The sequence below is a fragment of the Marinomonas rhizomae genome, from assembly GCF_003315485.1.
In the GTDB taxonomy this organism is placed as follows: Bacteria; Pseudomonadota; Gammaproteobacteria; order Pseudomonadales; family Marinomonadaceae; genus Marinomonas; species Marinomonas rhizomae.
Genome location: NZ_QNSE01000013.1, coordinates 107,209 through 132,626, shown reverse-complemented (window position 1 = coordinate 132,626; position 25,418 = coordinate 107,209). Strand labels below are relative to the sequence as shown.

Genomic DNA, 25,418 nt, shown 5'->3' with positions numbered 1-25,418 from the left:
TCGATTACAAAGGAATAAAAAAATCATGCGAAACAATGTAGTAGTACAAAATATTGAACGTGCAGAGAAAGCTGTAATCGACGGTTTAGCGGAATGTGGTGTCGCAACCATTCATGAATCTCAAGGTCGTGTTGGTTTATTAGCTCATTACATGCGCCCAATTCAAATGGATAAAACCATTGCTGGTTCAGCGGTGACTATTTCAGGCGCCGCTGGCGATAACTGGATGATGCACGTGGCGATTGAGCAATGCCAAGCGGGTGACGTTATGGTTTTTGCCCCGACGTCTCCTTCTAATCATGGCTTTTTTGGTGACTTGTTGGCGACATCGGCGCAATCTCGTGGCGTGGTAGGTTTGATTATCGAAGGCGGTGTTCGTGATACTCGTGACCTTCGTCAGATGGATTTCCCTGTCTGGTCAAAAGCGGTATTCGCTGAAGGTACGATTAAAGAAACTGTTGGTTCAGTGAACGTGCCTATGGTTTGCGCGGATGCTTTAGTTAACCCAGGTGATGTGATTGTGGCCGACGATGATGGCGTAGTGGTTGTACGACGTGAGAATGCGGCTGAAGTATTAGAACTGTCTCGTAAACGTATGGCGAATGAAGAATCAAAACGCGTCCGTATGGCGAATGGTGAATTGGGTTTGGACATTTATGAAATGCGCCCACGCTTAAAAGAGAAAGGCTTAAAATATGTCTAAACATTCAGGCGTTTTAAAGAGTGCGCCTTGTATGTGGATGCGTGGCGGCACATCAAAAGGGGCTTATTTCTTAGCGGAAGATTTACCTGTTGATGTTGATGCGCGTACGCAGTTTTTATTGCGCGTGATGGGATCGCCAGATGAACGTCAAATAGACGGCATTGGTGGGGCAGATCCATTGGCGTCAAAAGTCGCCGTGGTGAAAAAGTCGGAACGCAACGATGCTGACGTAGATTATTTATTCTTACAGGTGTTTGTTGATCAAGCGATTGTGACTGATGCGCAAAACTGCGGCAATATTCTAGCGGGTATTGCGCCTTTTGCGATTGAGCGTGGTTTGGTTCAGGCCCGAGAGGGCGAAACGTCTGTGCGTATCTTTATGGAAAATACAGGACAAATCGCGGTCGCTCGTGTGTTGGTTAAAGACGGAGAAGTGCAGTACGAAGGCGATGCTCGCATTGATGGCGTACCTGGTTTTTCTGCTGCGGTGCCGATTGTATTCCAAGACACAGCTGGGTCTAGTTGTGGGGCTTTGTTGCCAACAGGTAACGTGGTTGATGTAATTGATGGTGTTGAAGTGACCTGTATCGATAATGGCATGCCTGTGGTGATTATACGTGCTGCGGACATGGGCATTACGGGAACTGAGTCTCGTGAAGAGCTTGAAGCCAATGATGTATTACGCGCCAAGCTAGAGTCGATTCGTTTACAAGTCGGTCCTATGATGAATTTAGGCGATGTGAAAGAGAAGTCCGTGCCTAAAATGACTATGGTGAGTGCCGCGACTAACGGTGGCGCAATCTCCACTCGCACCTTTATTCCTCATCGTTGCCATGCCTCGATTGGTGTCTTGGGTGCGGTGAGTGTGGCGACTGCGGCGGTTTTGAAAGGCTCGCCAGCCAATGAGGTCGCCAGTTATCAGCCAAGCTTGCGAATGACCTTGGATGTTGAGCATCCAATTGGTGCGATGACCGTGATTTTAGATCAAGAAGAAAATGGCGATTTAGGTTCAGCGGCAATTTTGCGCACCGCGAGAAAATTGTTTGATGGGCAAGTGTTTGCTCAGAGCAATGCCCTTTAGCCGTTTCTCTATTGACGATATAAGAGCTGGTCAAGCAGAGACTGGTTAATTAGAACGAATAATAAAACAGGTATTTGAACATGATGGACAAAGATTATATTCCATTTCATCCAAACCCAAGTAAGCCCACTTTTACAGCGCCAGCGGGCGCGGTAGACGCACATTGTCACGTGTTTGGTCCTGCGGATAAATTTCCTTATCATCCAAAACGTAAATACACGCCTTGTGATGCGTCGAAAGAGCAATTATTCGCTTTGCGTGACCACTTAGGTTTTTCTCGTAATGTGATTGTTCAAGCATCTTGTCATAGCACAGATAACTCTGCGTTGATCGATGCTTTAGAGACGGCGGGTGACTTGGCTCGTGGTGTGGCGTTTGTGGATGATTCTATTACCCATGAAGAGCTTGAAAAAATGCATGCTGCTGGTATTCGCGGTGTGCGCTTTAACTTTGTAAAGCGCCTTGTTGATAGTACACCAAGAGAAGTGTTTTTCTCGATTGCTGACAAAATTCGTCCTTTCGGCTGGCATATTGTTGTTTACTTTGAAGCGGCAGATCTAGAAGACTTGATTCCTTTCTTAAAGGAGCTAAACACAACGATTGTTGTTGATCATATGGGAACACCAAATGTTGCCAATGGCGTGGATCATCCAGACTTCCAGCGTTTTGTTAACTTCATGGCGGATAATGATAACGTGTGGTGTAAGGTAAGTTGCCCAGAGCGTTTAACGCAGCACGCGCCGGACTATTCCGATGTGTATCCTTTTGCTCGTACGTTAGTGGAGAAGTTCTCTGATCGTGTATTGTGGGGAACGGATTGGCCACATCCGAACATGAAAATTGAAGCGCCAAATGACGGTCATCTTGTGGATGTGATTCCTCATATCGCCCCAACACCAGAGCTACAGCAGGCGTTGTTGGTGGATAACCCTATGCGTCTTTACTGGTCATAGCATTTTTCTCCGGTAACGGATAAAACACAATAAAAGGTATGAATGATGACAGCAAATGATCCGACTCAACCTGTACCGGGTACTTATCTATTTGATGGCAACATGGCAAAGAAAGGCTATGGGCTGAATAAAATGTGTTTCTCGTTTAATGAGCAGTCCGCTCGTGACGAGTTTAACAAAGACCCAGACGCTTATTGTGCCAAGTTTGGTTTAACGGAAGCGCAAATTAAAGCCATTCATGAGCGAGACATCATAGGTTTATTGCAGCAAGGTGGCAGTATTTATTATGTGGCTAAGTTTGCTGGTCTGTTAAAACTTAACATGCAAGACATTGGGGCCATTCAAACCGGTATGAGCCTTGAGGAATTCAAAGCCATGTTAGTGAAACGTGGCTCAGGAGAAGAATAATGGCGAATATTATTGGTGCAGTAACAACCTCACACATTCCGGCGATTGCCAATGCAATGGCCAATAAAGCAGAAGAAACGCCTTACTGGAAACCCTTCTTTGATGGTTATCCGCCAGTGCGTAAATGGTTAAACGACAAGAAGCCAGATGTCATTGTGTTGTTTTACAACGACCATGGTTTGGAGTTCTTTATTGATAAGAAGCCAACTTTTGCAATTGGGGTGGCGGATGAATATCACAATTCCGATGAAGGGTGGGGCATTGCGACGATACCGCCTGTCACTGGAGAGTCTGAATTATCTTGGCATATTGCGAACAGTTTGGTTGAAGATGGTTTTGATATGACTATTTGCCAAGAAATGAAGGTGGATCACGGTCTAACGGTTCCGTTAAGTTTGATGTGGCCAGGCAATGAATATGGCCATGTTAAAGTGATACCGGTTTGCATTAACTGTGAACAACATCCGATGCCGCAGCCGAAGCGTTGTTATGCCTTAGGGCAAGCGATTGGTAAGGCCATCGAGTCGTTTGATTCTGATATGACAGTGGCCATTTTCGGCACAGGCGGTCTATCTCATCAATTAGATGGTGAAGGTGCAGGTACACTTAATCGTAAGTTTGACTTAGAGTGTATGGATAAACTTGTAGAGAGCCCTGAAGAACTGACTACCTACTCTAACCTAGATTTGGTGAAAATTGGCGGCGCGCAAACCGTTGAACTTAATATGTGGATTGCGATGCGCGGAGTGTTGCGTGGTAAGGTCACAGAACTGCATCGTAATTACCATGCGCCGATTTCAAATACGGGTGCAGGTCTTTTATTGCTAGAGCATGAGATGCCGAACTAACAAACCGTCTTTAAATAGAAGGTTCTTGTTAAGATTAATAAATCCGCTATCTACAAAATAGATAGCGGATTTTTTATTTTTCGATATTCAAAAGGTTATTAACGGTATTAGACACATGCACTGCCCCTTTTAATATTTCATCTATGATACCTGATGCTTCGTTAATGAACTGTGCATTCTCTGTAGAGCGCTCACTTACTTTGCTCATACTGGTTTTTGCTTGGCGAGTTAAGTTGCTGTTTTGTGCCACCATCTCTTCAATCTCAATGGTAGATTTACTGGTACGAGAAGCCAATGTTCTGACTTCATCTGCGACTACGGCAAACCCTCGTCCATGCTCACCTGCTCGGGCGGCTTCAATCGCTGCATTTAATGCCAATAAATTGGTCTGATCGGCTATAGAGCCAATGGTGGTGACAATCTTTGCGATGCTTTCCGATTGGTGATTAAGTTGTTCAATAAGATCGGTAGAGACCTCAACATCAGCAACAATTTTGTCAGATGTTTCAACGGTGCGGCGTAAAATCTGTGCACCATTTTCTGATACTTGAGCGGTTTCTACTGATGTGGAGTGGGCCACTTCCGCAGCGTGTTGTATGGCTAATTGGACGTTAACTCGCTCGGTAATGTCGGAGGCGACTTTAAGTACCTTAACGACTTTGCCAAATTGGTCGAAAATAGGGTTGTAACTGGCTTCTAGCCAGACCGTTTGACCTTGTTTGCCAATACGTTCAAATTGACCTGTTTTAAAGTCGCCACTGGCCAGTTCTGCCCAGAACTTTGGACTGTCTTGATAAAATTTTTCCGTACAAAAAATACGATGGTGTTGGCCGACAATGTCTTTTTTTGACTTGTAACCTAGCGCCATTAAAAAGTTGTCATTTGCCGTAACAACCGTTCCGTCTGGAGTGAACTCAATCGTTGCTGATGAGCGATCAATGGCGTTGTAAACGGCTAATTGACTATCTGCTATGAGTTTTTCTTTAGTAACATCGGAGGCAATTTTGATAACTTTAGTCACTACACCTTCGACTTCAACAGGGAAGTAAGTAGCTTCAAGCCAAATGTCTGAGCCATCTTTATGCTTGCGTAAAAAAGTGCCTTCTTTGCTTTTTCCAGCGGCTAGATCCGGCCAAAAATTTTTGTAATCTGGGCTAGACGTGATTTGATTAGGGCAAAATAAGGCGTGTTTTTGTCCTTTCACTTCTTCAAGAGTATAGCCTACTGCATTAAGAAACAGAGAGTTTGCTCCTAGCACTGTACCATCCGGTAAGAAGCTAATGGTAGCGCAGAACTTATTCATAGCCTCGATTGCAGCGCTATCGATAGATTTAACCGGTTTTGTTTCGGCCTGTTTTTTATTGAAAAACATTTGGGGGCTCTCCCTAAAGTAAATTTCTTACAGCGCTCACTGTTTTAATTTATATACAAAGTATAACTAATTTTTATAGTTCTAGCTGTTGTTAAAGTGTTCTGAAATGTAACCATTAGTGACCCTTAATAATATGCAAGGGTCGTACCTTTATGTATTTAGTAACTTATTCACTGTGCTTGAAACGTGTTCCGCGCCTTTTAATATTTCATCAATAATACCGGATGCTTCATTGATAAGCTGAGCGTTTTCGCTGGAGCGTTCACTGACTTTTATCATGCTGGTTTTGGCTTGACGGGTGAGATGGCTGTTCTGTGCAACCATTTCTTCTATTTCAACGGTGGAAGTGCTTGTTCTGGCTGCCAAAGTGCGAACTTCGTCTGCGACTACTGCAAACCCCCTACCGTGTTCGCCAGCACGTGCTGCTTCTATTGCCGCGTTTAACGCTAATAAATTAGTTTGATCTGCTATTGATCCTATTGTTGTTACTATCTTAGCGATGCTTTCTGATTGAGTATTAAGTTGTTCAATTAGCTGTGTTGATGTCTCAATGTCTCTTACGATTTGATCTGATGTTTCAACTGTCTGGCGAAGAATTTGCGCGCCATTTTCAGAGACTTGTGCCGTTTCAACCGATGTCGAGTGCGCCACTTCTGCAGCGTTTTGAATTGCCTGCTGCGCTTGCACCTTGTCTGTGATATCTGATGCCACTTTAATAATTTTGACTACTTTACCGAGGTGGTTATAAATCGGGTTATAGCTGGCTTCTAGCCAAATTGTTTGTCCTTGCTTGTTGATACGTTCAAATTGGCCTGTTTTGAAATCACCTTGAGCCAGTTCTGCCCAAAAGTGCGGATGAGCTTTATAAAAATCTTCTTTACAAAACTTTCTGTGGTGTTGTCCTGCTATTTCCTTAACAGAATTAAGTCCCATGGTTGATAGAAAGTTGTCATTAGCGGTGATGACTGTGCCATCTGGCTGGAATTCAATCATAGCATTTGATCTATCTATAGCTTTATAAACAGCATTTTGACTGTCGGTGACGCTTTTATTTTGCGTAACATCAGAAGCGATTTTAACGACCTTTACTATTTTTCCATCAACTTCTACTGGGAAATAAGTGGCTTCAAGCCAAATATCCGAACCGTCTTTATGCTTACGTAAAAACGTGCCTTGTTTGCTTTTGCCTGCCGCTAAATCTGACCAGAAATGTTTGTACTCTTGGCTAGAAATGACTTCAGGCGAGCAGAATAGAGCATGCTTCTGACCTTGGATTTCAGCTAATGAATAGCCTACAGTGTCCAGAAATAATGAGTTGGCATCTAGTACAGTGCCGTCAGGTAAAAAGTTAATCGTCGCGCAAAACTTTTCCATTGCTTTGATAAAAGCAGTGTCTTCATTTTGGGGGGTAGTTTCTGTGATAGCTTTCTTTGGTTTGGTAAAAAACATGACAACTCCTCGTGTGGGGGATTTCGTCATTTAGACTGCTGTATTCCCCTTATATCGTGTAGGCATATTCCTACAGAGACAATTGAATTCTACACAGTAATGCGTGGCTTTAATGTGTAATAAGTGTCATGTTCACGCGGTATTTGTTAATCGTTTACCTGTTATTAGTAACGCTTTGTGAGTGGTTGTTGCTGTTTGCGGAAGAAAAATGATGCAGTGCGACTTAAGGGGGTTATTTATCAGTCATTCTGGCGAACATGGTTTCGAACTGGCTAATATTTTGTTGAATATAGTCAATAAAAGATCGCATCGCAGGAGTCGGGTGGTGTCCTTGTGGGTGAATTAAACACCAAGATCTTCGCAGAGGGAAGTCTTTTATTGGCACTTCAATTAAGGTGCCAAGCCTCAGTTCTGAGAGAATGCCTAGTCTGGGTAACACGGCCACACCAAGTCCTGCAATTACGGCGTGCTTAATAGCGTCGTTGGAGCCAATTTCCATTTCGGCTTGTAGACGAATACGTTGTTTTTGGCAATGTAATTCGAGGGCTAATCGACTGCCTGAGCCTGCTTCACGTAGCAGTAAATTGTGCTCTAAGAAGGAATTTAATGAGAGGTCTTTTACGGTGAGGATGGGGTGGTTTTGTGGTGCGACTGCAATAAGCTCGTTGTTCAAAAATGGTAAACTAAACATAGGGTTATCGTTTTGTACCATGCCCATAATAGCCAATTCATCATGGTTTTCGTTAAGTCGTTTAATGGCCGATGCGCGGTTCATGACTTTGACATTTATGGTGACGTTGGGGTGCAAACTGGTATAAGCACGAAGTAGATAAGGCACAACATATTGCGCTGTACTCACAGCCACTAAGGTTAATTCACCTGAGATCAGTCCAGCTTCCTCGGATAAGTCGTCTTGAAAGTGTTGTATTTCATCGAACATGGAATGAATGCATTGAGCTAGGCGCTTGGCTGTTGGTGTACTGTATAGCTGACGTCCTATGTATTCAAAAAGTGGTTGTTCTAATGCATGTTCAAGTTGCCTTATTTGGTTGCTAACGGCTGGCTGGCTCAACCCCAGCATCTCGCCAGCTCGACTGTAACTACTCAATTCATAAACGCTTTTAAACACCTGTAATTGTCTAAAAGTGAGCCTATTAATCAAACTTTGTACACGTTGAGGCATTGTTGCTTTTCTCTATTAGTTTATCTATCAGGTATAGCTTATACATAAATGTCGTAATATCAATTTTTACTTTGGTTAATCTTTGAGTAGTCTGCTAAATGTTCAAAAGTTCTCGTTCAACAAAAAAGGAGTGACTCATGTTAAAAAAAGTGTTGATCGCTAACCGAGGTGAAATCGCGGTTCGTATCATTCGCGCTTGCTCAGAGGCTGGGATTCGCTCTGTCGCGATATTTACGGAACCGGATCGATATGCGTTGCATGTCAAACGTGCAGACGAGTCGTATTCGTTGGGCGAAGATCCACTTGCTGGCTATTTAGACCCTCTACGTCTAGTGAACCTGGCCATAGAAACGGGTTGTGATGCGATTCACCCAGGTTATGGTTTTTTGTCTGAAAATGCGCATTTTGCAGAATTATGTGAGCAAAAAGGCGTCACTTTTATCGGTCCTCACTCCTCTGTTATCCATAAAATGGGCGATAAAACGCAGGCTCGAGACAGTATGCGTGCCGCTGGTATTCCTGTTACACCAGGATCAGAGGGAAACCTAGCTAACCTTGAAGAAGCGCTTACGCTAGCCGGGAAAGTTGGTTATCCGGTGATGATTAAAGCAACTTCTGGTGGCGGTGGCCGAGGTATTCGACGTTGTGACACACCAGAAGAGTTAACATCTCAATATCCCCGTGTTATCTCGGAAGCGACTAAAGCCTTTGGTTCGGCGGAGGTGTTTCTAGAAAAATGTATTGTCGACCCTTGTCATATCGAAGTGCAGATATTAGCCGATACTCAAGGTAATGCGATTCACTTATATGAGAGAGATTGTTCGATTCAGCGTCGTAATCAAAAGTTGATCGAAATTGCCCCAAGCCCACAGCTTACTCCAGAGCAACGCCAATACATTTGTGATCTCGCGGTGCGAGCCGCCAAAGCGGTGGATTACGTTAACGCCGGCACGGTGGAGTTTTTGTTGTCTGGCAACGAAGTGTATTTCATGGAAATGAACACTCGAGTACAGGTCGAGCACACGATCACCGAACAAATTACGGGCGTTGATATTGTGCGTGAACAGCTTCGTATCGCGGCTGGTTCGCCGCTTAGCTTCCGCCAAGAGGACATTAGTTATCGTGGCTATGCGATGCAATTCCGTATTAACGCAGAAGATCCAAAGAACGACTTTTTACCCAGCTTTGGACGTATTACGCATTATTACGCGCCAGGTGGTCCAGGCGTTCGTGTGGATACGGCTATTTATACGGGTTATGACATCCCGCCTTATTTTGATTCCATGTGCTTGAAACTGGTGGTTTGGGCGTTGACTTGGGATGAGATGGTCACGCGCGGTCGTCGAGCCATTGATGATATGCGCTTACATGGTATTAAAACCACGGCAAATTATTATCAGCAAATTCTGAAGCATCCAGATTTCATTAAAGGGAAATTCAACACTGGATTCGTTCCAGCGCATCCCGAACTATTAAATTATTCCGTTAGACGCCACCCAAGTGACATTGCTTTGGTATTGGCAGCCGCTATTGCAGCGCACGTTGGTCGATAATTCGCAGGAGGAAGAGAATGAGTCAAATTAAACAGAAAATAGAAGTGACAGATGTTACCTTGCGTGATGCACACCAATCGCTTATTGCTACTCGCATGCGTACGGAAGACATGTTGCCGATTTGTGAAAAGCTCGATCAAGTGGGGTTTTGGTCTTTAGAAGTATGGGGCGGTGCAACTTTTGATGCTTGTGTACGCTTTTTGAAAGAAGACCCTTGGGAGCGTTTACGTCAGTTACGTGCTGCTTTGCCAAATACTCGTTTGCAAATGTTATTACGTGGCCAAAACCTACTGGGCTATCGCCATTATGCTGACGATGTTGTCGAAGCATTTGTACAAAAAGCCGCTGATAACGGCATCGATGTTTTCCGAGTGTTCGATGCGCTAAATGATTTACGCAACATTGAAACGGCCATGAAAGCAGTGAAAAAAGCCGGAAAACATGCGCAAGGTACGATTTGTTATACGACCAGCCCAGTGCATACGCCAGCCTTATTTGTCGAACAAGCCAAAGCCATGCAAGCCATGGGCGCTGATTCTATTGCCATTAAAGACATGGCAGGATTGCTAACGCCGTATGCGACGTATGATTTGGTGAAAGCCATCAAAGAGGCGGTTGATTTACCTTTAGTGGTGCACAGTCACTCGACTTCTGGCTTAGCGCCTTTGTGTCAACTGAAAGCCATCGAAGCCGGAGCCGACCGCATTGATACCGCGATTTCATCTTTTGCCAGTGGCACCAGTCATCCAGCGACGGAGACTCAAGTGGCGGCTTTGAAAGATACCGATTACGACACTGGCTTGGATTTGACCTTGTTGTCAGAAATTGCCGATTACTTCCGTGACGTGCGTAAAAAGTATCATCAATTTGAAAGTGAATTTACTCGCGAAGATGTGTCTGTACAGGTTAATCAAGTGCCGGGTGGCATGATGTCCAACTTAGCTAATCAGCTTAAAGAGCAAAATGCGTTAGACAAGATTCGAGACGTATTTGATGAAATTCCTCGTGTTCGTGCTGATCTTGGTTATCCGCCATTGGTCACGCCAACGTCGCAAATCGTGGGGACTCAAGCAGTTTACAACGTGTTAGCTGGTCAGCGTTATAAAACCATCACCAATGAAGTGAAGCGTTATTTATTAGGAGGGTATGGTCAACCGCCAGCCGCAGTGAACCCAGATGTACAGAAAAAAGCCGTGGGCAATGAATCGGTTAACGAGGCGCGTCCAGCTGACTCGTTGTCACCAGAGCTTTATAAGTTGCGCAAAGAAATTGGCGAATTAGCAAAATCAGAAGAAGACGTACTGACCTTTGCCATGTTTCCGGAACTAGGTCGTGAATTCTTGCAACAACGAGCTGATGGAACCCTGGTGCCAGAAGTTTTGCTGCCGCCAGAGCAAGCGGGTCAAGGCGCGGCAGCGGGTGGCTTGGCTACCGAGTTCAAGATCGATGTGCATGGTGAAGTCTACAACGTTGAAATTACGGGTGTTGGTGATTTTGGTGTTGGTAAGCGCAAGCTGTATGTATCTTTGGATGGTATGCCTGAAGAAGTGGTATTCGAATCACTGAATGAATACGTTGCTGAAGGTAGCGCAAGGCGATCACATGCGACTGAGCCTGGTCATGTTAGTGCAGCCATGCCGGGCAATATTATCGATGTTTTAGTCAAAGAAGGTGACACAGTAACAGCGGGTCAGGCTGTTCTTGTCACAGAAGCGATGAAGATGGAAACCGAAGTACACGCCAATGTAGCGGGTACGGTGAAAGGGGTTTTTGTTAAAAAAGGCGACCGAGTCACACCGGGTGAAATGCTGATTGAGATTGTATAACGCTAAGTACGGTTAAGGTCTTAAAAACCACTGTTAAACAAAAGCCCCTTTGTGAATCGAAAAGGGGCTTTTTATTGGCTGGTTTTAAAACTCTTCAGTGTCTATTTCGGTCTGTTGCGCAGCAGTATAGCGTGTGCCATGGACGTTGTTTTGATTGATCATCTCGTCTAATAAGCTGACTTGTTTTACGTCTAGCTTTAATTGCGGCGCTTCAAAATTGTCTTTCATATGATTAACCGAACGAGTGCCCGGAATAGGGACAATATTTTCACCTTGTGCAGTGAGCCAAGCCAAAGCCAGCTGTGCTGGTGTGCAGCCGATGTCTTTCGCAAGGGCGAAGTAGTCGTTTAGTAAGGCTAGATTGTTTGGGTAGTGCTCGGCGTTAAAGCGTGGCATGTTGTTACGAATGTCTTTGGCTTCTAAATCGGCAACATCTTTTAACGTGCCAGTTAAGAATCCGCGCGCTACTGGACTAAAAGCCACAAAAGTAATGTCGAGCTTTTTGCAGGCTTCTAATACAGCGATCTCTGGGTTGCGTGTCCATAAGGAATATTCAGATTGAATTGCAGTAATTGGGAACTCGTTGTGAGCACGAGTTAGCGTTTCTGCGGATACTTCTGATAAACCGATTGCGCCAATTTTGCCTTCCTTTACTAGCTCGCCTAATGCGCCAGCACTTTCTTCAATCGGCACATTAAAGTCGCGACGATGCAAATAATACAAATCGATATGGTCGGTTTGCAGGCGCTTTAAACTGTCTTCGCACTGCTTGCGGATGTTTTCTGGTCGACCGTTGATTTCCTTTTTGCCATTGACCATGGCCATGCCGCATTTGCTGGCGAGAAAGAAATCATCACGGCGATCTTTTAATGCTTTACCAACCAAAAGCTCATTGTTACCACCGCCATATAATGTGGCGGTATCAAAATGACGATAACCCATTTCAAAGGCTTGTTGAAGCGCCTTGATGGCTTGCTCTTCAGCAACTGGTGAGCCATAAGCATGGGATAAGTTCATGCAACCTAAGCCGATGGTTGGGTTAGCTAAGTGAGGGTGTTTTGACATAACAATATCCTTAATAAAAATAGGGAGCCGAAGCTCCCTATTTGAGTGTTGTTGAGTCACTTTAGAGCATCGTCACTTTAAAAGATTGTGACTTAAGCTTCTAGACATTCTTCAAGGCGATGTAAGGTTTCCATCGCTTCTATGGCTTGAGTGACACAAGCGTTTGGAGCACGACCTTCTTGGATTGCACTGATGAATTCTCTGTCTTGAAGTTCAATACCGTTGTTTGAAACGGCAACGCCTGATAGGTCAATCTTGTTTTCATTGCCATCAAATAGATCGTCATAACGTGCGATATAAGTACCGTTGTCGCAAATGTAACGGAAAAAAGTACCGAATGGACCGTCATTGTTAAATGACAAAGATAGGGTGCAGATGGCGCCGTTAGGTACTTTCATGCCAATACTCATGTCCATGGCGATGCCAAGCTCGGGATGGATTGGACCTTGAAGCGCTTGAACTTTGCTGGCTGTTTCGCCAGTTTGGTATTGGAATAAATCCACTGTGTGGCAAGCGTGGTGCCATAGTAGGTGGTCAGTCCAAGAGCGAGCTTTACCAAGAGCATTTTTATTTGAACGACGGAAAAAGTAAGTTTGCACGTCCATTTGTTGAACGTTTAATTCACCCGCCATGATCTTATTGTGGATCCACTGGTGGGAAGGGTTGAAACGACGAGTATGTCCCGCCATCGCAACTAGTCCAGTTTTCTTTTGTACTTCAACCACTTTGCGAGCGTCTTCGATGTTGTCTGCCATTGGGATTTCAGACATAACGTGTTTGCCCGCTTCAAGGCATTGAATTGTTTGTGCGGCGTGCATCTGAGTCGGGGTCGCTAGGATAACCGCGTCGACGTCGTCGCGAGCTAAGCTTTCTGCCAGGTCCGTTGTATAGTGAGCAACGCCACGGTCTTCGGCAAAGGCTTTAATCGCATCGATTTTTGTACCAACTACAGAAACGACTTCTGCGCCTTCGATCGCCGCAATGGCGTCCATGTGTTTCATGCCGAAAGCGCCTGATGCGCCAGCGATACAAATTCTCATTAGTCTGCTCCTATGTAAGGGGTAAGGTCGTTTAAAACTACGCTTTATATTACTAACAAATCTAACATTCGACATCTGGCTGGGATAATCCATAAAGCGCATAAGCTATTCATTTTTTGCAATGAGGCTTGTTTTTTGCTCACCTGAAGCGCTCAGAGATATCTCGTAATAAACTAAGGAAATGCGATTGAGTTACGGTCGGAAGCCAGCTTTTTCGTACACAAAGCCCAATTGGACGACGAGTGTGGTCCAGCGGAAAGTTAATAACATTGAGTAATTCAATATTAATTTCTCGCTCCACTTGGTGTGCTGAAATGAGCGTTAGTCGATCGCTTTCGATTAATAATTCACGAATAAGTATCTGCGAACTGGACTCGACTAAGCGTGTAGGTAAGGGGATATCCGCGTCGTTGAAAATAGCCTCGAAAGCCTGTCTAGTGGGTGTATCTTTGGCAGGTACGACCCAAGCAAACTCAGTGAGATCTTTTGCGCTGATGGTGTTTTTTTCCATTAAAGGATGATCTTTGCGAGCTACTACAGACAATGGCGGTGCCCATAATTCTTCCTGGACCACATCATCTGCGGGGGTCGGATAGCGCAACGCGCCTAGGATAATATCGATATCACCTTGACGCAGGTGATGAAGCAAATCGGTATATGGGCCTTCGGTGACATTGATATTTACATCAGGGTGGCGTTCGTTAAACTGCAAAATCGATTTTGGCAAAATAGTCATACGAGCCAAAGGCATGCTGCCAATGGTGATAGTACTGACGTCTTTAAACTGTAAGGCGTTGATTTCGTATATACCCTGGCGTAATTCACTGAAAGCCAATTTTGTTGCTTTTGCTAAAGTTTGCGCTGCCTTGGTCGCACTGGTTCCTAGGCTGTTTTTTTCGAATAGTACAACCCCGAGCAATCGCTCCAAGTCACGAGCTGCACGATGCACTGAAGACTGCGATACAGACAAATTCCGGCTGGCAATACTAAAGTTTTGCGCCTCACTCACGGCAATCAAGGCTCTTAATTGAGTGGTGCTGATTAAGGCGATGAGATTTTTAGGTGAGCGTTCTTTTTGAGTCGTGTCTTTTACGATTTCTTGTGTGGCTGTTTGAATATGATCGATGGCGCGGCTAACACGTTTTTGCCATACCTCGCCTGATGGTGTGGGATACATGCCATCTGAATGGCGTTCAAAAAGAGACGCGCCCAATAGCCCTTCTAACTTGGCGATTGCCTGAGTGATAGCTGGCTGAGATAGGAAGATATTTTCAGAAGCTCGGGTGATGCTTTTTAGCTCTGCGACCGCGAGAAATACGCGCAAATGTCGTAAGTTGGGAATTGCTATCTCCATAAGATCTCCTCGTTTTTTACAACTATATCAAAAACGAATACCAAAGAAATCAAAATGAAGGATTAATTATGCCTTTTTTCCTATATATGGGCAAAAAAGAACTCTTATTTAAAAAATACATAAATAATGCGTTCTATTTTTTAAATAGTGAAAAATAGATGTAGATCAAGGTTTGCACAGCTCATTTATTCTTATACTCGCAGTTAATGGGGGTTTACACCATTGAATAAAATAATTTTATAGTGAGGTGACAGTATGAGTCAGGTGGGACATATTCCGGGCAATATTATGTTTGATGGGCCGATGGCAACGAAGGGCTACCCTTTAAATAAAATGTGTTATTCCTTTAATAATGCAAATGGGCGAAAAGCCTTCCTAGCGAATGAAGATGATTATTGTGAAAGGTTCGGGCTTTCTTTAGAGCAAAAACAGGCGGTAAAAAAACGTGATGTTATTGCCATGTTAGAAGCCGGTGGCAGTATTTATTATCTAGCAAAATTTGCTGGGATCTTGGGGTTAAATGTCCAAGATGTTGGCGGTTTGCAGACGGGAATGACAACAGACGAGTTCAAAGCATTTTTAGTTCAACAGGGAGAAAAATAATGGCGAAAATACTTGGTGGTATCGCCACATCACATATCCCTGCCATTGGTGTCGCTATGGATAAAGGCCTTGAACAAACACCGTATTGGAAAAACTTCTTTGACGCCTATCCTCCGGTTCGTGAGTGGCTGTATGAGCAAGAGCCTGACATCGCTGTCATTTTTTATAATGATCATGGGTTAGAGTTTTTTCATGATCGCAAGCCGACTTTTGCTATTGGCGCTGCTGCTCAGTATGAGAATGCTGATGAGGGTTGGGGGATTGCTGAAATCCCACCAGTCAGAGGAGAAACTGAGCTATCTTGGCATATTGTTAATCAATTGGTAGAACATGAGTTTGACATAACTGTTTGCCAAGAAATGAAAGTGGATCATGGGCTGACTGTGCCTCTTACGCTTATGTGGCCAGGCCATAAATACGGTCATATTAGGGTGATTCCAATCGCGATCAACTGTGAACGCCATCCCATGCCGAAACCCAGTCGTTGTTTTGATTTTGGCAAGGCGATTGGTGATGCTATTCGAGCTTATTCTAGTGATCAAAAAGTTGTGGTATTTGGTACCGGTGGCTTGTCTCACCAGTTAGATGGCCAGCGTGCGGGCTTTATTAATAAACCATTCGATTTATATTGTATGGATAAAATTGTGAATGAGCCGGAAGCGCTTACCAAGTTCACTAATTTTGACTTGGTAGAACAAGCGGGGTCGCAAGGTGTTGAGTTGAATATGTGGCTAGCAATGCGTGGTGCTTTGCAAGGTAAGTTAACCGAGCTACATCGTAGTTATCATTTGCCGATTTCGAACACTGGTGCAGGCTTACAATTGTTAGCCACGAGCGATGCCGTTTAAAACTGGGCTTTATTGAATTGCCATACTGATATAATTTTTTCAGTCAAAATACATGTCAAATTGTCATACAACAAAACGCGAGTTTTGGTATACGCTTCCTTTATTCCTGATAAAGGCAGCGTTTTTTTTCTTTATCACTCAATTATTTTTGTTATGACATTCTTTTTTGGAATACATTGGAGGCAATTACAATGTTAAATCTGGGTCTTATTGGTCAGGCTATTTCGGCTTCCCGCTCTCCTTCTTTACATGCCATGTTAGGTGAGCTGAATCAGTTACCAGTGGATTATCAGTTGCAAGTGCCAGCAGACGATACGGCCGAGTCTTTTAATACCAAGCTTGCTGAAATTCGCGCCTTGGGTTTCGTTGGCACTAATGTGACCTTCCCTTATAAGCAAATTGCTATCGATAGTGCGGATGAAGTAAACGACGCGGTTAAAAAAGTCGGCGCGAGTAATACCTTATTACTAAAAGACGGAAAAGTGTGTGCTTTTAATACAGATTACACTGGCTTTATTCGTGGCTATAAAAGTCGAATGGGGCATTCCCTTGCTGGAGACGTGCCTGCAGCAGGTAAAGTATTGGTAATTGGCGCTGGTGGAGTAGGGCGTGCGATTGGCTTTGCTTTGTTTGAAGTGGGAGCAACAGAAGTGTTGGTCACCGATTTAAGCGAACACAGCGCACAATCTTTAGTCGATGCTATTAATGAAGCGGGTTATAAAGCGCGTGTTGTTGCGAAAGAAGACATAGCGGCAGCCGCAGAAGACGCTGATGGTTTGGTTAATTGTACACCAGTTGGTCACTTGAAAAGCCCTGGTATGCCATTGGCTGCAGAGCTAATTCAAAGACAAAAATGGGCCTTTGATGCGGTCTATACTCCAATGGATACTGAATTTTTAATAGAGGCTAAAAAAAAGGGCCTGAAAATTGTATCCGGTTTTGATTTGTTTTTTTATCAAGGTATTGATGCCTTTGAAATTTTTACTGGTCAGAGCGTCACGGATGTAAAGCCAGTTTGGGATCAGTTTTGTGAAAAATACGAGGTAGTAAGTTCGTTGATCTAGAGATTGTTGCTAAGCGAATAAATTCATAGAATGAGTAATACGAAAGACGCCTGATGGCGTCTTTTAGTTTTGATCCTAATAAAAACAGATAGATCGCATAAACAAACCTGAACAGTGCAACTACGAGGACATGGTGACATGGAAGCCGTAATTAACATCACAGCCCCAATATTTTTTTTGATATTGATAGGCTTTCTCAGTGTTCGATACTCATTTCTGCCGCAAGCTGCCATCCCCGGATTAAGTCGCTTTGTATTGTATCTTGCTTTACCTGCTTTGATTTTTATGAAGCTCTCTAGTATGGAGCTAAAGGAGGTCTTGTATTTTGATTATCTTGCTGTGTATGCCGCGAGTGGTTTAGCCGCCTTTTTTATTACGGTGGTAATTAGCTGGCGCTTACTGAAAAGTGGTTTGGTGGATGCGGGCGTGAGAGGCGTGGGGGCAACCATGTCAAATAGTGCGTTTATTGGCTTCCCTATTCTATTGCAGGTTTTTGATGATTCGTTGACGCAGGCCTTTGTGATGTCATTGATGGTCGAAAATATTATTTTATTACCAGTTTGTTTAATCTTTATCGAAACCATGCGGGGAAAGAGTGAGAGTCATGGGAAAAGCCTATTTGGAGTTGTTTTAAAGCGTATCTCGACCAATCCTCTATTAATCGCTTTGGTCGCAGGGCTGGTATTTTCTATCTTTGAGTTAAGCTTGCCACGCTTTATGGGTAAAGGATTTGATTTGTTGGCTGCTGCGGCTTCGTCTGTCGCGTTAATTGTGATTGGCGGCTCTTTGGTTGGTGTATCGATTAAAGGTCAACTAAGCCCCATATTGCTGGTGGCTGCGGGGAAATTGGTGTTATTTCCGTTGGTTGTGACGCTGCTTTTGCTGCTGACACCGACTATGCCAAACGAATTCAAAATTGCGGTGTTTATTTTCGCTTCGGTTCCTATGTTTAGCTCTTATCCCATTGTTTGTGGAGAATATGGGGCACGCAGTTTCTGTGCTAGTACTTTATTAATTACTACTGTGTTGTCATTCTTCAGTTTGAGTGTCTTATTGCGCTTCTTTGTGTGAAAGAATGGCAATGTAATTAGTTGAATATTTACGCTGATATTTATAGGAGAGATGATTTTGTCTACCATTATGGTATTAAACGGCCCAAATTTAAACTTACTGGGCACTCGCGAACCGGCCACTTACGGTTATGAAACTCTGGCTGATGTGGAGGTAATGTGTCGCGAAGCCGCTACATCATTAGGCCATGAGGTGGAATGCCATCAATCTAACCATGAAGGAGTCTTAATTGATTTGATTCATGAAGCTGGTCGGCGCATAAAAGCGGGCGAAGTCTTGGGGGTGGTATTCAATCCAGGTGCTTATACACACACATCTGTTGCGCTTCACGATGCTATAAAAGGCGCCGAGGTGCCCGTGATTGAGGTTCACATCTCTAACGTACATGCTCGTGAAGCTTTCCGTCATCATTCTTATATTTCACCGGCTGCAGTAGGGATTGTCGTGGGTATGGGTGTGCATGGATATGTGTTGGGTATTCAGGGCTTGGTGCATAAGCTCAAGGCTTAACGGTGCGATTGCTTTTGTCGCTCTTAACTTAAGCCCATCAAAGACAAAATCACCGCGAGAGTGACGAATGACGCTAATGTGGTAATCAATAATATGCTTGCACAAAGCGAGCGGAATCCATATTGGCTGCCAATAATCGGGTAAATACTCATCATGGGGACGGCTGCAATCAAGATGCCCCCAAGCAAAAGATTGCGGTCCATTTCTGGCATAAAGAGTGCAACAACAGCAATCATTAACGGATGCAGTACCAATTTACCTGTGGTGACAAAGCAAATGTCTTTGGTGTTGCCTGTTAGACTGGTTCCAACTAAGGAGCCACCCAGTACAATGAGGGCGAGTGTAGCGGAAGCGCCGGATAACATGACCAATACTCGATCAATCACAGCGGGCAGTTCTAAGTGAAATGTAGACGCTAATACCCCACCGGTGACGGCCAAAATAAGTGGATTCTTGAGCAATCTTTTTATCACAGTGTAGAGCATATGGGTGGGTTTCAGGCCTTGTCCTCTCGACGAACTGATTTCTAAGATTACAAAGGTGATAGGCAAAACCAGGATGTTTTCAACAATAAGAGACATGGCAAACGCCGCCGTGGGAGGATTGCTGAAGGCGAGTAACATGACTGGATATGCGAAGAATGCCGAATTTGAACAGGCCATGCCTGCGCCTTTTAGTGTGCTCTCAATGAGAGAGCGCTTCATAAGTTTTAAGCTAATAAATAGACCAATCAATAGGGTGAGTAGGGACCCTATTGCATAAGTAGCAAGGTAGGTTGGGACAATGACGTCCTCAAATTCCATTCTTGCCAAGGTGCTGAAAATAAGGGCTGGAAGGGTAAAATACATGACAATTTTTGCCATGCCTGCGATGGTATCACCGGGAACCAGCTTGATGCGAACTGCAAAGTAACCCAACATTATCATGATAAAAATCGGGGTTGTGATCGCAACAATAGTCAGCATCTGGGGTTCCTGTTTTGGTAACTAAAAGAGCAGTTTAAATGGCTAATTCATCTTTATGGTGTTCTATGGGTTTGTAGTAGCTATCTAAGGTTTGAGCTGTTTCTCTTATAGCATTCATAAAGAGCTTTAATGCCATAGAAGGAACAGAGTCGGCTCGAGTGGTCAGGCCCACTGCGCCCAATGTTTCTTTCGTATCAATGGGTAATTCATCTAGCTCGCCATCTGAAATTTCCCGTGCTACGACACCGCGAGAAATGATCCATACCGCATCGTTGTTACGAATAAATTCCTTACCAAATGAATCAGACACTGTGTCTATTCTGTCTGTAAGCGTGCTTACGCCTTGGGATAATAAAAAACGATCAACATAGGGTGCCGTAATAGAGCCTTTTGGTGGGTAGAGTACGGTGTAATTGGTGATGTCACTGATCTGGAAGTTGTCTTTTGCCAACAATGGGTGATTTGGCCGAACGGTAAAGGCGACCTGTTCAGAATACAAATGTTGGAAAGACAACCCTGACATGGCTTCTGGAACACCTAAACGCCCAACAACTAAATCTAATTCCCCAACGCGTAATTGACTCATTAAAAGTGCGTTCGGCCCTGAAACCAAATGTAAACGAACATCAATCCCCCCCATGCGAAAGCGTTTCACGGATTCTGGCAAAATACTGGTCGCGACAGTAGGCAATACGCCAATACTAATACGACTGATGCCTTTTTGCTGTGCCTGGGAGACTCGTTCTGTGCCTTCACGAAGGGCGGCGACACTGGTGCTGGCGTGCTCCAGAAAGACATTGCCGAATGGCGTGAGTTCAACGCCTTTTTTGCTGCGTTCTAATAATCTAACGCCCAAAATATCTTCGAGTTCTTTGAGTTTTTTGGATACGGCGGGCTGAGTAAGTGCGAGTACATCGGCAGCACGCACAACACTACCTTGGCGAGTAACTTCTAAAAAGCATTGAAGGTGGCGATATTTAATACGGTTTTCTAACATAAGAAGTCTCCCATCGTACACGCATGGTTTTAGTTGCTGCTAATTGGCTATTAGGTAATCAGCCACTAAGTAAGAAACACTAAGGAATCAGGTTTGTTACAAACGCTAATAAGGGAATGATTTTCCTATATTACACTCCTATGACGTGCTTTTTAAAAGAGGTTATGTATTCCTTTTTCGATATATTTTTAGTGCTTTATTTCATTCTTGAAGTGGCTCTTAAGGTAAAAATCTTGTGCTAGCATCAATATTAGTAAATATAGAAGCAAAAATCAGGTTTGTTTCTCATATATCGTTTTCGTTATGAAATATAGACAGTCAGGACGCAAGAATGAAAACAGCACTCGCAACCGTTACCTTGTCAGGCACGCTGAGAGAAAAATTTGAAGCGGCCGCTAAAGCCGGTTTTCAAGGTGTAGAAATCTTCGAAAATGATTTAACTCAGTTCGATGGTTCGCCAAAAGATGTGCGTCGTATGGCGCAAGACTTAGGTTTGGAGATTATTGCCCTACAACCATTTCGTGATATGGAGGGCATGCCTGAGCCGATGCGCTCGCAAAAGGCAAAGATGTTGCAGCATAAGATGGATGTTGCTCATGAGCTGGGAACGAATCGTTTGTTGTTTTGTAGTAACGTACAGCCTTACTCTTCTGCAGACAGAGATGTTTGCGCGGCGGACTTATTTACATTTGCTGAAATGGCAAAAAAAGAAGGCATAATGTTGGGGTATGAAGCCCTAGCTTGGGGTCAGCATATTGCGGATTATCATGAAGCATGGGACTTGGTGAAACGTGTTGATCATCCAAATTTGGGGATCATTTTGGATACTTTTCATATGTTTTCCCGAGGCAACACCTTAGATGTTTTGCGTGATGATATTCCTTTGAATAAGATTGCGTTAGTGCAGGTGGCCGATGCGCCCAGTCTGCAAATGGACGTGTTGCAATACAGTCGACACTTTCGCTGTTTCCCCGGGCAAGGTGATATGCCTGTCGTCGATTTCTTACAAGTTTTGAAAAACAAAGGCTTTGATGACTATTTGTCCCATGAAATTTTCAACGATGAATTCCGTTCGTCTTCTCCGTTAGAAAAAGCCATTGATGGCATGCGGTCATTGATTTGGCTTGATGACCAAACGGTGAGTAAGCGCGAAGAAAAAATGGTGCCGATTGACGTGCCACAAGTCAGTGATGTTGAGTTTATCGAGTTTGCGATTGAAGGTGAAAGTGGAGAGAGGTTAACTAATACCTTGGCCCAGTTGGGTTTTCATGAAACCCACAAGCATCGTTCTAAAAACGTTAGTTTGATGCGCCAGGGAAATATAAATTTGATTCTTAACCGTGAGCCGAAAAGCCAAGCTCACGAGCATTTCCAAAAGCATGGCGTATCCGTTTGTGCGATGGCGTTTGCGTCTGAAAACGTCAAGGCGACTTTGTCTCTTGCTGAGCGTTATCGAGTGGAACGTTTTGAAAACCAAGCTGGCCCAGGTGAATTAAATATCCCTGCATTGCGCGGCATTGGCGATAGTCTGGTGTATTTGGTTTCTGCTGATGCAGCGGTACGTTTTTTTGACGTGGATTTTAAACCGAGCCAAGGCATTCAAGGTGAAAGGGGGGTTGGCTTAACGCGTTTCGACCATATTGGTCAAACGGTTTCCAATACCGACTTTTTATCTGCGACTTTCTTTTATAAATCTTTGTTTGGTTTCGATATCGATGCCAGCCAAGACTTGCCGGACATTCATGGGCTCGTGGTGAGCCGTACTGCATTAAGCAAAGATAAGCGCGTACGCATTCCGTTGAATATGACCAATGCTCGTGATGCCTCGGCACAGCGCTTTATTCAAAAGTCCAAAGGCTCTGGTGTGCACCAAATTGCTTTTGCTTGTGATGATATTTTTGCTGCTGCTAAAAACATTGATAGTGAGAAGCAGCTGCCAATTCCACAAAATTACTATCGTGATATTGAAGCACGTTTTGGCTTGTCTTCAGAGATAATTAGAAAATTACAGTCACATAACATCATGTATGACCAAAACGATGAAGGTGAATTCTTCCACTTTTACACAGAAGAAGTGCATGGGGTCTTTTTTGAAGTGGTACAGCGTGTGGGTGATTACAGTCGATATGGTGAAGCGAATGCATTTGTCCGTCTTGCCTCACAGGCGCGCCAAGAGAAAAAATAAATCATTGTCATTGCGGGGAATGATGTATTTTAGGCGTATCCTTTTGTGAGGAAATTATGCCGGAGGAAGAAATCTTCCTCCGGTTTTTTTTATTTATAAAGCTCTATTTCCGTGTTCATCTATAACCAATGCACCGTCTTCTTTGTAATAGGGACCTTTTGGCCATTGATCGAGTAAATCGAGTACCTGTTCACTTGGTCTACAGAGTTTGACGCCGTTTGGTGAGCAAACTATGGGGCGATTCACTAAGATGGGGTGCTTGAGCATTGCGTCTAAAAGGACGTCATCTGTTACTGTATCATCAAGTAATCCAAGCTCTTCTGCCGGCGACTTTGTGGTTCGTAGTGCCATTCTGGGCGTCAAATCTGCGGCAGCAAATAAGCCTAATAACTGTGCTTTGCTCCAGCCTTCTTTTACGTATTCGATGACGGTTGGGTTATAACCAGCATCTTGAATTATTTTTAACACGTTACGAGATGTGCCGCATTCTGGGTTATGGTGGATAACAATCATAATATTTTTCCCTTTAAATGTTTTTAAGCAAACCAGTGGCGGGTTCGATTCACAAACCAAACTAATGACAACATGACAGGGACTTCTACGAGTACTCCAACGACCGTAGCTAAAGCGGCACCAGAGTGCAGTCCAAATAATGAAATTGCGACGGCTACGGCCAGCTCGAAAAAGTTAGATGTCGCTATCATGCTGGCGGGGGCGGCCTCTGTATGAGGTAGTTTGAATTTTTTCGCAAGCCAGTAGGCGATGAAGAAAATGCCGTAGGTTTGGATTAATAGCGGAATAGCAATGAGTATAATGGCTTGTGGCTTTGATAGTATGGTTTCAGACTGGAAGCCGAACAGCAGTACAACGGTAGCCAATAACCCTATAATAGACCAAGGTTTCATGCTTCTTAAGAAGCTATTGAGTTTTGTGTGGTCGTCATTTTTATCCAATAACTTACGTGTTATGACGCCGGCAATAAGTGGCACGAGGACATATAAGACAACAGAGATGAGTAATGTATCCCAGGGCACATGAACATCTGTTGCACCTAGCAATAAGCCTGCAATAGGGGCAAAGGCAAAAATCATAATGACATCGTTAATGGATACTTGTACTAAGGTATAATTAGCGTCGCCTTTTGTTAGTTGGCTCCATACAAAAACCATGGCAGTACAAGGCGCTACACCCAGTAAAATCATTCCTGCTATGTATTCTTGTGCGGTTTGTGGGTCGACCCATGGCGCGAAGAGTATTTTGAAAAATAACCAGCCTAAAAATGCCATTGTAAAGGGTTTAACTAACCAATTAATAACGAGTGTTAGTGCAAGCCCCTTAGGGTTTTTACCTACATCTTTGATGGAGGAGAAATCAATCTGTACCATCATTGGGTAAATCATCAGCCAAATTAATACCGCCATAACGAAGTTAACATGTGCGTATTCTAAACTCGCAACGACAGCAAAAATATCGGGTATTGAACTACCTGCAATGATGCCTGCTAAAATAGCTAACCCAACCCAAATAGTGAGATAACGTTCAAATAATCCCATTTATAACCTCCGTTTCTTATGCTGTTAGAGTGATTTTTGATTTACTCGTTGGCTGAGCTGCTCGGCATGTTCAACTCGCTCAGAATAACGGTCAACGAGGACGTCTTTGTTATCACGTAGCAATAAGGTGAACTTCATTAACTCTTCCACCACATCAACAATGCGGTTGTAATATGCTGATGGTTTCATGCGGCCATCCTCTTCAAACTCCAAAAAAGCTTTGGCGACAGAGGACTGATTGGGAATGGTGAACATACGCATCCAGCGACCTAGGATACGCATTTGGTTAACAGCGTTAAACGATTGGGAGCCGCCACTAACCTGCATTACTGCGAGCGTCTTACCTTGTGTTGGTCGAACACTGCCTATGCTTAACGGCACCCAATCAATTTGGCTTTTTAGGATGCTGGTCATTGCACCATGACGCTCAGGAGAGCACCAAACTTGTCCCTCTGACCACATCATTAAATCGCGTAGTTCTTTTACTTTTGGGTGATTGTCTTCTGCGTTATCTGGTTGTGGTAAGCCTTGAGGATTAAAAATGCGCACCTCTGCGCCAAGAGCTACCAGTAAACGAGCTGACTCTTCTATTACTAAGCGACTGTAAGAGCGTTCTCTTAAAGAGCCATAAAGTAATAAAATGCGCGGTTTTTGCTGGCTTGAGGCAATTGAAAATTGCTCGATATTAGGGGTGTGAAATTTCTCTTGGTTTATGTTGGGTAAGCTGTTGTTATCAGTACTCATTGATTCATTCCTACGGCTGTAAGGTTATTCTCTAAGACAATCA

Annotated in this window: 24 protein-coding genes; 13 read left to right on the top strand and 11 right to left on the bottom strand. The window is 43.9% G+C overall.

Going from position 1 to position 25,418, the window contains the following annotated elements; translation table 11 throughout:
- The first annotated feature begins 25 nt into the window (after positions 1 to 25).
- The 5 genes from DFP80_RS16950 (at position 26) to DFP80_RS16930 (ending at position 3,993) form a co-directional block, all read left to right on the top strand.
- Positions 26 to 703, top strand: a complete 678-nt coding sequence (locus DFP80_RS16950; protein WP_113917997.1) for a 4-carboxy-4-hydroxy-2-oxoadipate aldolase/oxaloacetate decarboxylase — start codon at positions 26 to 28, stop codon at positions 701 to 703.
- Positions 696 to 1,784, top strand: coding sequence for a 4-oxalomesaconate tautomerase (locus tag DFP80_RS16945; RefSeq protein ID WP_113917996.1), 1,089 nt, complete (start codon positions 696 to 698; stop codon positions 1,782 to 1,784). The genes DFP80_RS16950 and DFP80_RS16945 overlap by 8 nt, the downstream gene beginning before the upstream one ends.
- Before the next feature lie 80 nt (positions 1,785 to 1,864).
- Positions 1,865 to 2,737 carry an amidohydrolase family protein gene (locus DFP80_RS16940; RefSeq protein ID WP_113917995.1) on the top strand — a complete coding sequence of 291 codons (873 nt, stop codon included), beginning with the start codon at positions 1,865 to 1,867 and terminating at the stop codon, positions 2,735 to 2,737.
- Between the two features lie 45 nt (positions 2,738 to 2,782).
- A complete protein-coding gene (locus DFP80_RS16935) occupies positions 2,783 to 3,145 on the top strand; it encodes a protocatechuate 4,5-dioxygenase subunit alpha (protein ID WP_309472366.1) in 363 nt (120 codons plus the stop codon).
- Positions 3,145 to 3,993, top strand: coding sequence for a class III extradiol dioxygenase family protein (locus DFP80_RS16930; protein ID WP_113917993.1), 849 nt, complete (start codon positions 3,145 to 3,147; stop codon positions 3,991 to 3,993). The genes DFP80_RS16935 and DFP80_RS16930 overlap by 1 nt, the downstream gene beginning before the upstream one ends.
- Positions 3,994 to 4,066: 73 nt before the next feature.
- On the opposite strand, the gene DFP80_RS21010 is transcribed toward DFP80_RS16930, so the two are convergent.
- From DFP80_RS21010 to DFP80_RS16915, 3 genes are all read right to left on the bottom strand, one after another.
- Positions 4,067 to 5,365 (bottom strand): methyl-accepting chemotaxis protein, encoded by a 1,299-nt coding sequence (locus tag DFP80_RS21010; RefSeq protein WP_113917992.1) that lies wholly within the window; start codon positions 5,363 to 5,365, stop codon positions 4,067 to 4,069.
- A 150-nt stretch (positions 5,366 to 5,515) separates the two neighbouring features.
- A complete protein-coding gene (locus tag DFP80_RS21005; RefSeq protein ID WP_113917991.1) occupies positions 5,516 to 6,814 on the bottom strand; it encodes a methyl-accepting chemotaxis protein in 1,299 nt (432 codons plus the stop codon).
- A gap of 232 nt (positions 6,815 to 7,046) precedes the next feature.
- Positions 7,047 to 7,997: a LysR family transcriptional regulator gene (locus DFP80_RS16915; RefSeq protein ID WP_113917990.1), complete on the bottom strand. Its 951-nt coding sequence runs from the start codon at positions 7,995 to 7,997 to the stop codon at positions 7,047 to 7,049.
- Between the two features lie 137 nt (positions 7,998 to 8,134).
- Between DFP80_RS16915 and DFP80_RS16910 the strand changes: the two genes are divergently transcribed.
- Together DFP80_RS16910 and oadA are read left to right on the top strand one after the other, a co-directional pair.
- On the top strand, positions 8,135 to 9,550 hold the full coding sequence (locus tag DFP80_RS16910; RefSeq protein ID WP_113917989.1) for an acetyl-CoA carboxylase biotin carboxylase subunit: 1,416 nt from the start codon (positions 8,135 to 8,137) through the stop codon (positions 9,548 to 9,550).
- A gap of 17 nt (positions 9,551 to 9,567) precedes the next feature.
- Positions 9,568 to 11,376 (top strand): sodium-extruding oxaloacetate decarboxylase subunit alpha, encoded by a 1,809-nt coding sequence (oadA, locus tag DFP80_RS16905; protein ID WP_113917988.1) that lies wholly within the window; start codon positions 9,568 to 9,570, stop codon positions 11,374 to 11,376.
- 84 nt (positions 11,377 to 11,460) lie between these two features.
- On the opposite strand, the gene DFP80_RS16900 is transcribed toward oadA, so the two are convergent.
- From DFP80_RS16900 to DFP80_RS16890, 3 genes are all read right to left on the bottom strand, one after another.
- The gene (locus DFP80_RS16900; RefSeq protein WP_113917987.1) at positions 11,461 to 12,441 is read right to left on the bottom strand and encodes an aldo/keto reductase; all 981 of its coding nucleotides are present in this window, start codon (positions 12,439 to 12,441) and stop codon (positions 11,461 to 11,463) included.
- A 92-nt stretch (positions 12,442 to 12,533) separates the two neighbouring features.
- The gene (locus tag DFP80_RS16895) at positions 12,534 to 13,481 is read right to left on the bottom strand and encodes a Gfo/Idh/MocA family oxidoreductase (protein ID WP_113917986.1); all 948 of its coding nucleotides are present in this window, start codon (positions 13,479 to 13,481) and stop codon (positions 12,534 to 12,536) included.
- A gap of 139 nt (positions 13,482 to 13,620) precedes the next feature.
- Positions 13,621 to 14,835: a LysR family transcriptional regulator gene (locus DFP80_RS16890; RefSeq protein ID WP_113917985.1), complete on the bottom strand. Its 1,215-nt coding sequence runs from the start codon at positions 14,833 to 14,835 to the stop codon at positions 13,621 to 13,623.
- 255 nt (positions 14,836 to 15,090) lie between these two features.
- Here DFP80_RS16890 and DFP80_RS16885 point away from each other — a divergent pair, with 255 nt between their 5' ends.
- The 5 genes from DFP80_RS16885 to aroQ all read left to right on the top strand — a co-directional run bounded on the left by DFP80_RS16885 (position 15,091) and on the right by aroQ (position 18,931).
- Positions 15,091 to 15,438 (top strand): protocatechuate 4,5-dioxygenase subunit alpha, encoded by a 348-nt coding sequence (locus DFP80_RS16885; protein WP_113917984.1) that lies wholly within the window; start codon positions 15,091 to 15,093, stop codon positions 15,436 to 15,438.
- Positions 15,438 to 16,286 (top strand): class III extradiol dioxygenase family protein, encoded by an 849-nt coding sequence (locus tag DFP80_RS16880; RefSeq protein ID WP_113917983.1) that lies wholly within the window; start codon positions 15,438 to 15,440, stop codon positions 16,284 to 16,286. Before DFP80_RS16885 ends, DFP80_RS16880 begins: the two co-directional genes overlap by 1 nt.
- 191 nt (positions 16,287 to 16,477) lie before the next feature.
- Positions 16,478 to 17,350: a shikimate dehydrogenase family protein gene (locus tag DFP80_RS16875; RefSeq protein WP_113917982.1), complete on the top strand. Its 873-nt coding sequence runs from the start codon at positions 16,478 to 16,480 to the stop codon at positions 17,348 to 17,350.
- A gap of 138 nt (positions 17,351 to 17,488) precedes the next feature.
- Complete coding sequence (locus tag DFP80_RS16870) at positions 17,489 to 18,421, top strand: AEC family transporter (RefSeq protein WP_113917981.1); 933 nt, start codon at positions 17,489 to 17,491, stop codon at positions 18,419 to 18,421.
- A 57-nt stretch (positions 18,422 to 18,478) separates the two neighbouring features.
- Entirely contained in the window at positions 18,479 to 18,931 is a 453-nt protein-coding gene (gene aroQ / locus DFP80_RS16865) for a type II 3-dehydroquinate dehydratase (RefSeq protein WP_113918013.1), read from the top strand.
- A gap of 23 nt (positions 18,932 to 18,954) precedes the next feature.
- Here aroQ and DFP80_RS16860 read toward each other — a convergent pair whose 3' ends face one another.
- Positions 18,955 to 19,896 (bottom strand): AEC family transporter, encoded by a 942-nt coding sequence (locus DFP80_RS16860; RefSeq protein WP_113917980.1) that lies wholly within the window; start codon positions 19,894 to 19,896, stop codon positions 18,955 to 18,957.
- Positions 19,897 to 19,930: 34 nt separating this feature from the next.
- Positions 19,931 to 20,893 (bottom strand): pca operon transcription factor PcaQ, encoded by a 963-nt coding sequence (gene pcaQ / locus DFP80_RS16855; RefSeq protein ID WP_113917979.1) that lies wholly within the window; start codon positions 20,891 to 20,893, stop codon positions 19,931 to 19,933.
- A 331-nt stretch (positions 20,894 to 21,224) separates the two neighbouring features.
- Here pcaQ and DFP80_RS16850 point away from each other — a divergent pair, with 331 nt between their 5' ends.
- Positions 21,225 to 23,078: a bifunctional sugar phosphate isomerase/epimerase/4-hydroxyphenylpyruvate dioxygenase family protein gene (locus DFP80_RS16850; RefSeq protein WP_113917978.1), complete on the top strand. Its 1,854-nt coding sequence runs from the start codon at positions 21,225 to 21,227 to the stop codon at positions 23,076 to 23,078.
- A 93-nt stretch (positions 23,079 to 23,171) separates the two neighbouring features.
- Here DFP80_RS16850 and arsC read toward each other — a convergent pair whose 3' ends face one another.
- From arsC to arsH, 3 genes are read right to left on the bottom strand one after another with little or no spacing between them, the layout of a single operon-like run.
- Complete coding sequence (gene arsC / locus DFP80_RS16845) at positions 23,172 to 23,591, bottom strand: arsenate reductase (glutaredoxin) (protein WP_113917977.1); 420 nt, start codon at positions 23,589 to 23,591, stop codon at positions 23,172 to 23,174.
- A gap of 23 nt (positions 23,592 to 23,614) precedes the next feature.
- Positions 23,615 to 24,631 (bottom strand): ACR3 family arsenite efflux transporter, encoded by a 1,017-nt coding sequence (gene arsB / locus DFP80_RS16840; protein ID WP_113917976.1) that lies wholly within the window; start codon positions 24,629 to 24,631, stop codon positions 23,615 to 23,617.
- A 24-nt stretch (positions 24,632 to 24,655) separates the two neighbouring features.
- Positions 24,656 to 25,375 carry an arsenical resistance protein ArsH gene (gene arsH, locus DFP80_RS16835; RefSeq protein ID WP_113917975.1) on the bottom strand — a complete coding sequence of 240 codons (720 nt, stop codon included), beginning with the start codon at positions 25,373 to 25,375 and terminating at the stop codon, positions 24,656 to 24,658.
- Positions 25,376 to 25,418: the final 43 nt, after the last annotated feature.

Coding starts and splice junctions, on each gene's coding strand:
- DFP80_RS16950 (WP_113917997.1), top strand. CDS start 26: ATGCGAAACAATGTAGTAGTACAAAATATTGAACGTGCAGAGAAAGCT.
- DFP80_RS16945 (WP_113917996.1), top strand. CDS start 696: ATGTCTAAACATTCAGGCGTTTTAAAGAGTGCGCCTTGTATGTGGATG.
- DFP80_RS16940 (WP_113917995.1), top strand. CDS start 1,865: ATGATGGACAAAGATTATATTCCATTTCATCCAAACCCAAGTAAGCCC.
- DFP80_RS16935 (WP_309472366.1), top strand. CDS start 2,783: ATGACAGCAAATGATCCGACTCAACCTGTACCGGGTACTTATCTATTT.
- DFP80_RS16930 (WP_113917993.1), top strand. CDS start 3,145: ATGGCGAATATTATTGGTGCAGTAACAACCTCACACATTCCGGCGATT.
- DFP80_RS21010 (WP_113917992.1), bottom strand. CDS start 5,365: ATGTTTTTCAATAAAAAACAGGCCGAAACAAAACCGGTTAAATCTATC.
- DFP80_RS21005 (WP_113917991.1), bottom strand. CDS start 6,814: ATGTTTTTTACCAAACCAAAGAAAGCTATCACAGAAACTACCCCCCAA.
- DFP80_RS16915 (WP_113917990.1), bottom strand. CDS start 7,997: ATGCCTCAACGTGTACAAAGTTTGATTAATAGGCTCACTTTTAGACAA.
- DFP80_RS16910 (WP_113917989.1), top strand. CDS start 8,135: ATGTTAAAAAAAGTGTTGATCGCTAACCGAGGTGAAATCGCGGTTCGT.
- oadA (WP_113917988.1), top strand. CDS start 9,568: ATGAGTCAAATTAAACAGAAAATAGAAGTGACAGATGTTACCTTGCGT.
- DFP80_RS16900 (WP_113917987.1), bottom strand. CDS start 12,441: ATGTCAAAACACCCTCACTTAGCTAACCCAACCATCGGCTTAGGTTGC.
- DFP80_RS16895 (WP_113917986.1), bottom strand. CDS start 13,481: ATGAGAATTTGTATCGCTGGCGCATCAGGCGCTTTCGGCATGAAACAC.
- DFP80_RS16890 (WP_113917985.1), bottom strand. CDS start 14,835: ATGGAGATAGCAATTCCCAACTTACGACATTTGCGCGTATTTCTCGCG.
- DFP80_RS16885 (WP_113917984.1), top strand. CDS start 15,091: ATGAGTCAGGTGGGACATATTCCGGGCAATATTATGTTTGATGGGCCG.
- DFP80_RS16880 (WP_113917983.1), top strand. CDS start 15,438: ATGGCGAAAATACTTGGTGGTATCGCCACATCACATATCCCTGCCATT.
- DFP80_RS16875 (WP_113917982.1), top strand. CDS start 16,478: ATGTTAAATCTGGGTCTTATTGGTCAGGCTATTTCGGCTTCCCGCTCT.
- DFP80_RS16870 (WP_113917981.1), top strand. CDS start 17,489: ATGGAAGCCGTAATTAACATCACAGCCCCAATATTTTTTTTGATATTG.
- DFP80_RS16860 (WP_113917980.1), bottom strand. CDS start 19,896: ATGCTGACTATTGTTGCGATCACAACCCCGATTTTTATCATGATAATG.
- pcaQ (WP_113917979.1), bottom strand. CDS start 20,893: ATGTTAGAAAACCGTATTAAATATCGCCACCTTCAATGCTTTTTAGAA.
- DFP80_RS16850 (WP_113917978.1), top strand. CDS start 21,225: ATGAAAACAGCACTCGCAACCGTTACCTTGTCAGGCACGCTGAGAGAA.
- arsC (WP_113917977.1), bottom strand. CDS start 23,591: ATGATTGTTATCCACCATAACCCAGAATGCGGCACATCTCGTAACGTG.
- arsB (WP_113917976.1), bottom strand. CDS start 24,631: ATGGGATTATTTGAACGTTATCTCACTATTTGGGTTGGGTTAGCTATT.
- arsH (WP_113917975.1), bottom strand. CDS start 25,375: ATGAGTACTGATAACAACAGCTTACCCAACATAAACCAAGAGAAATTT.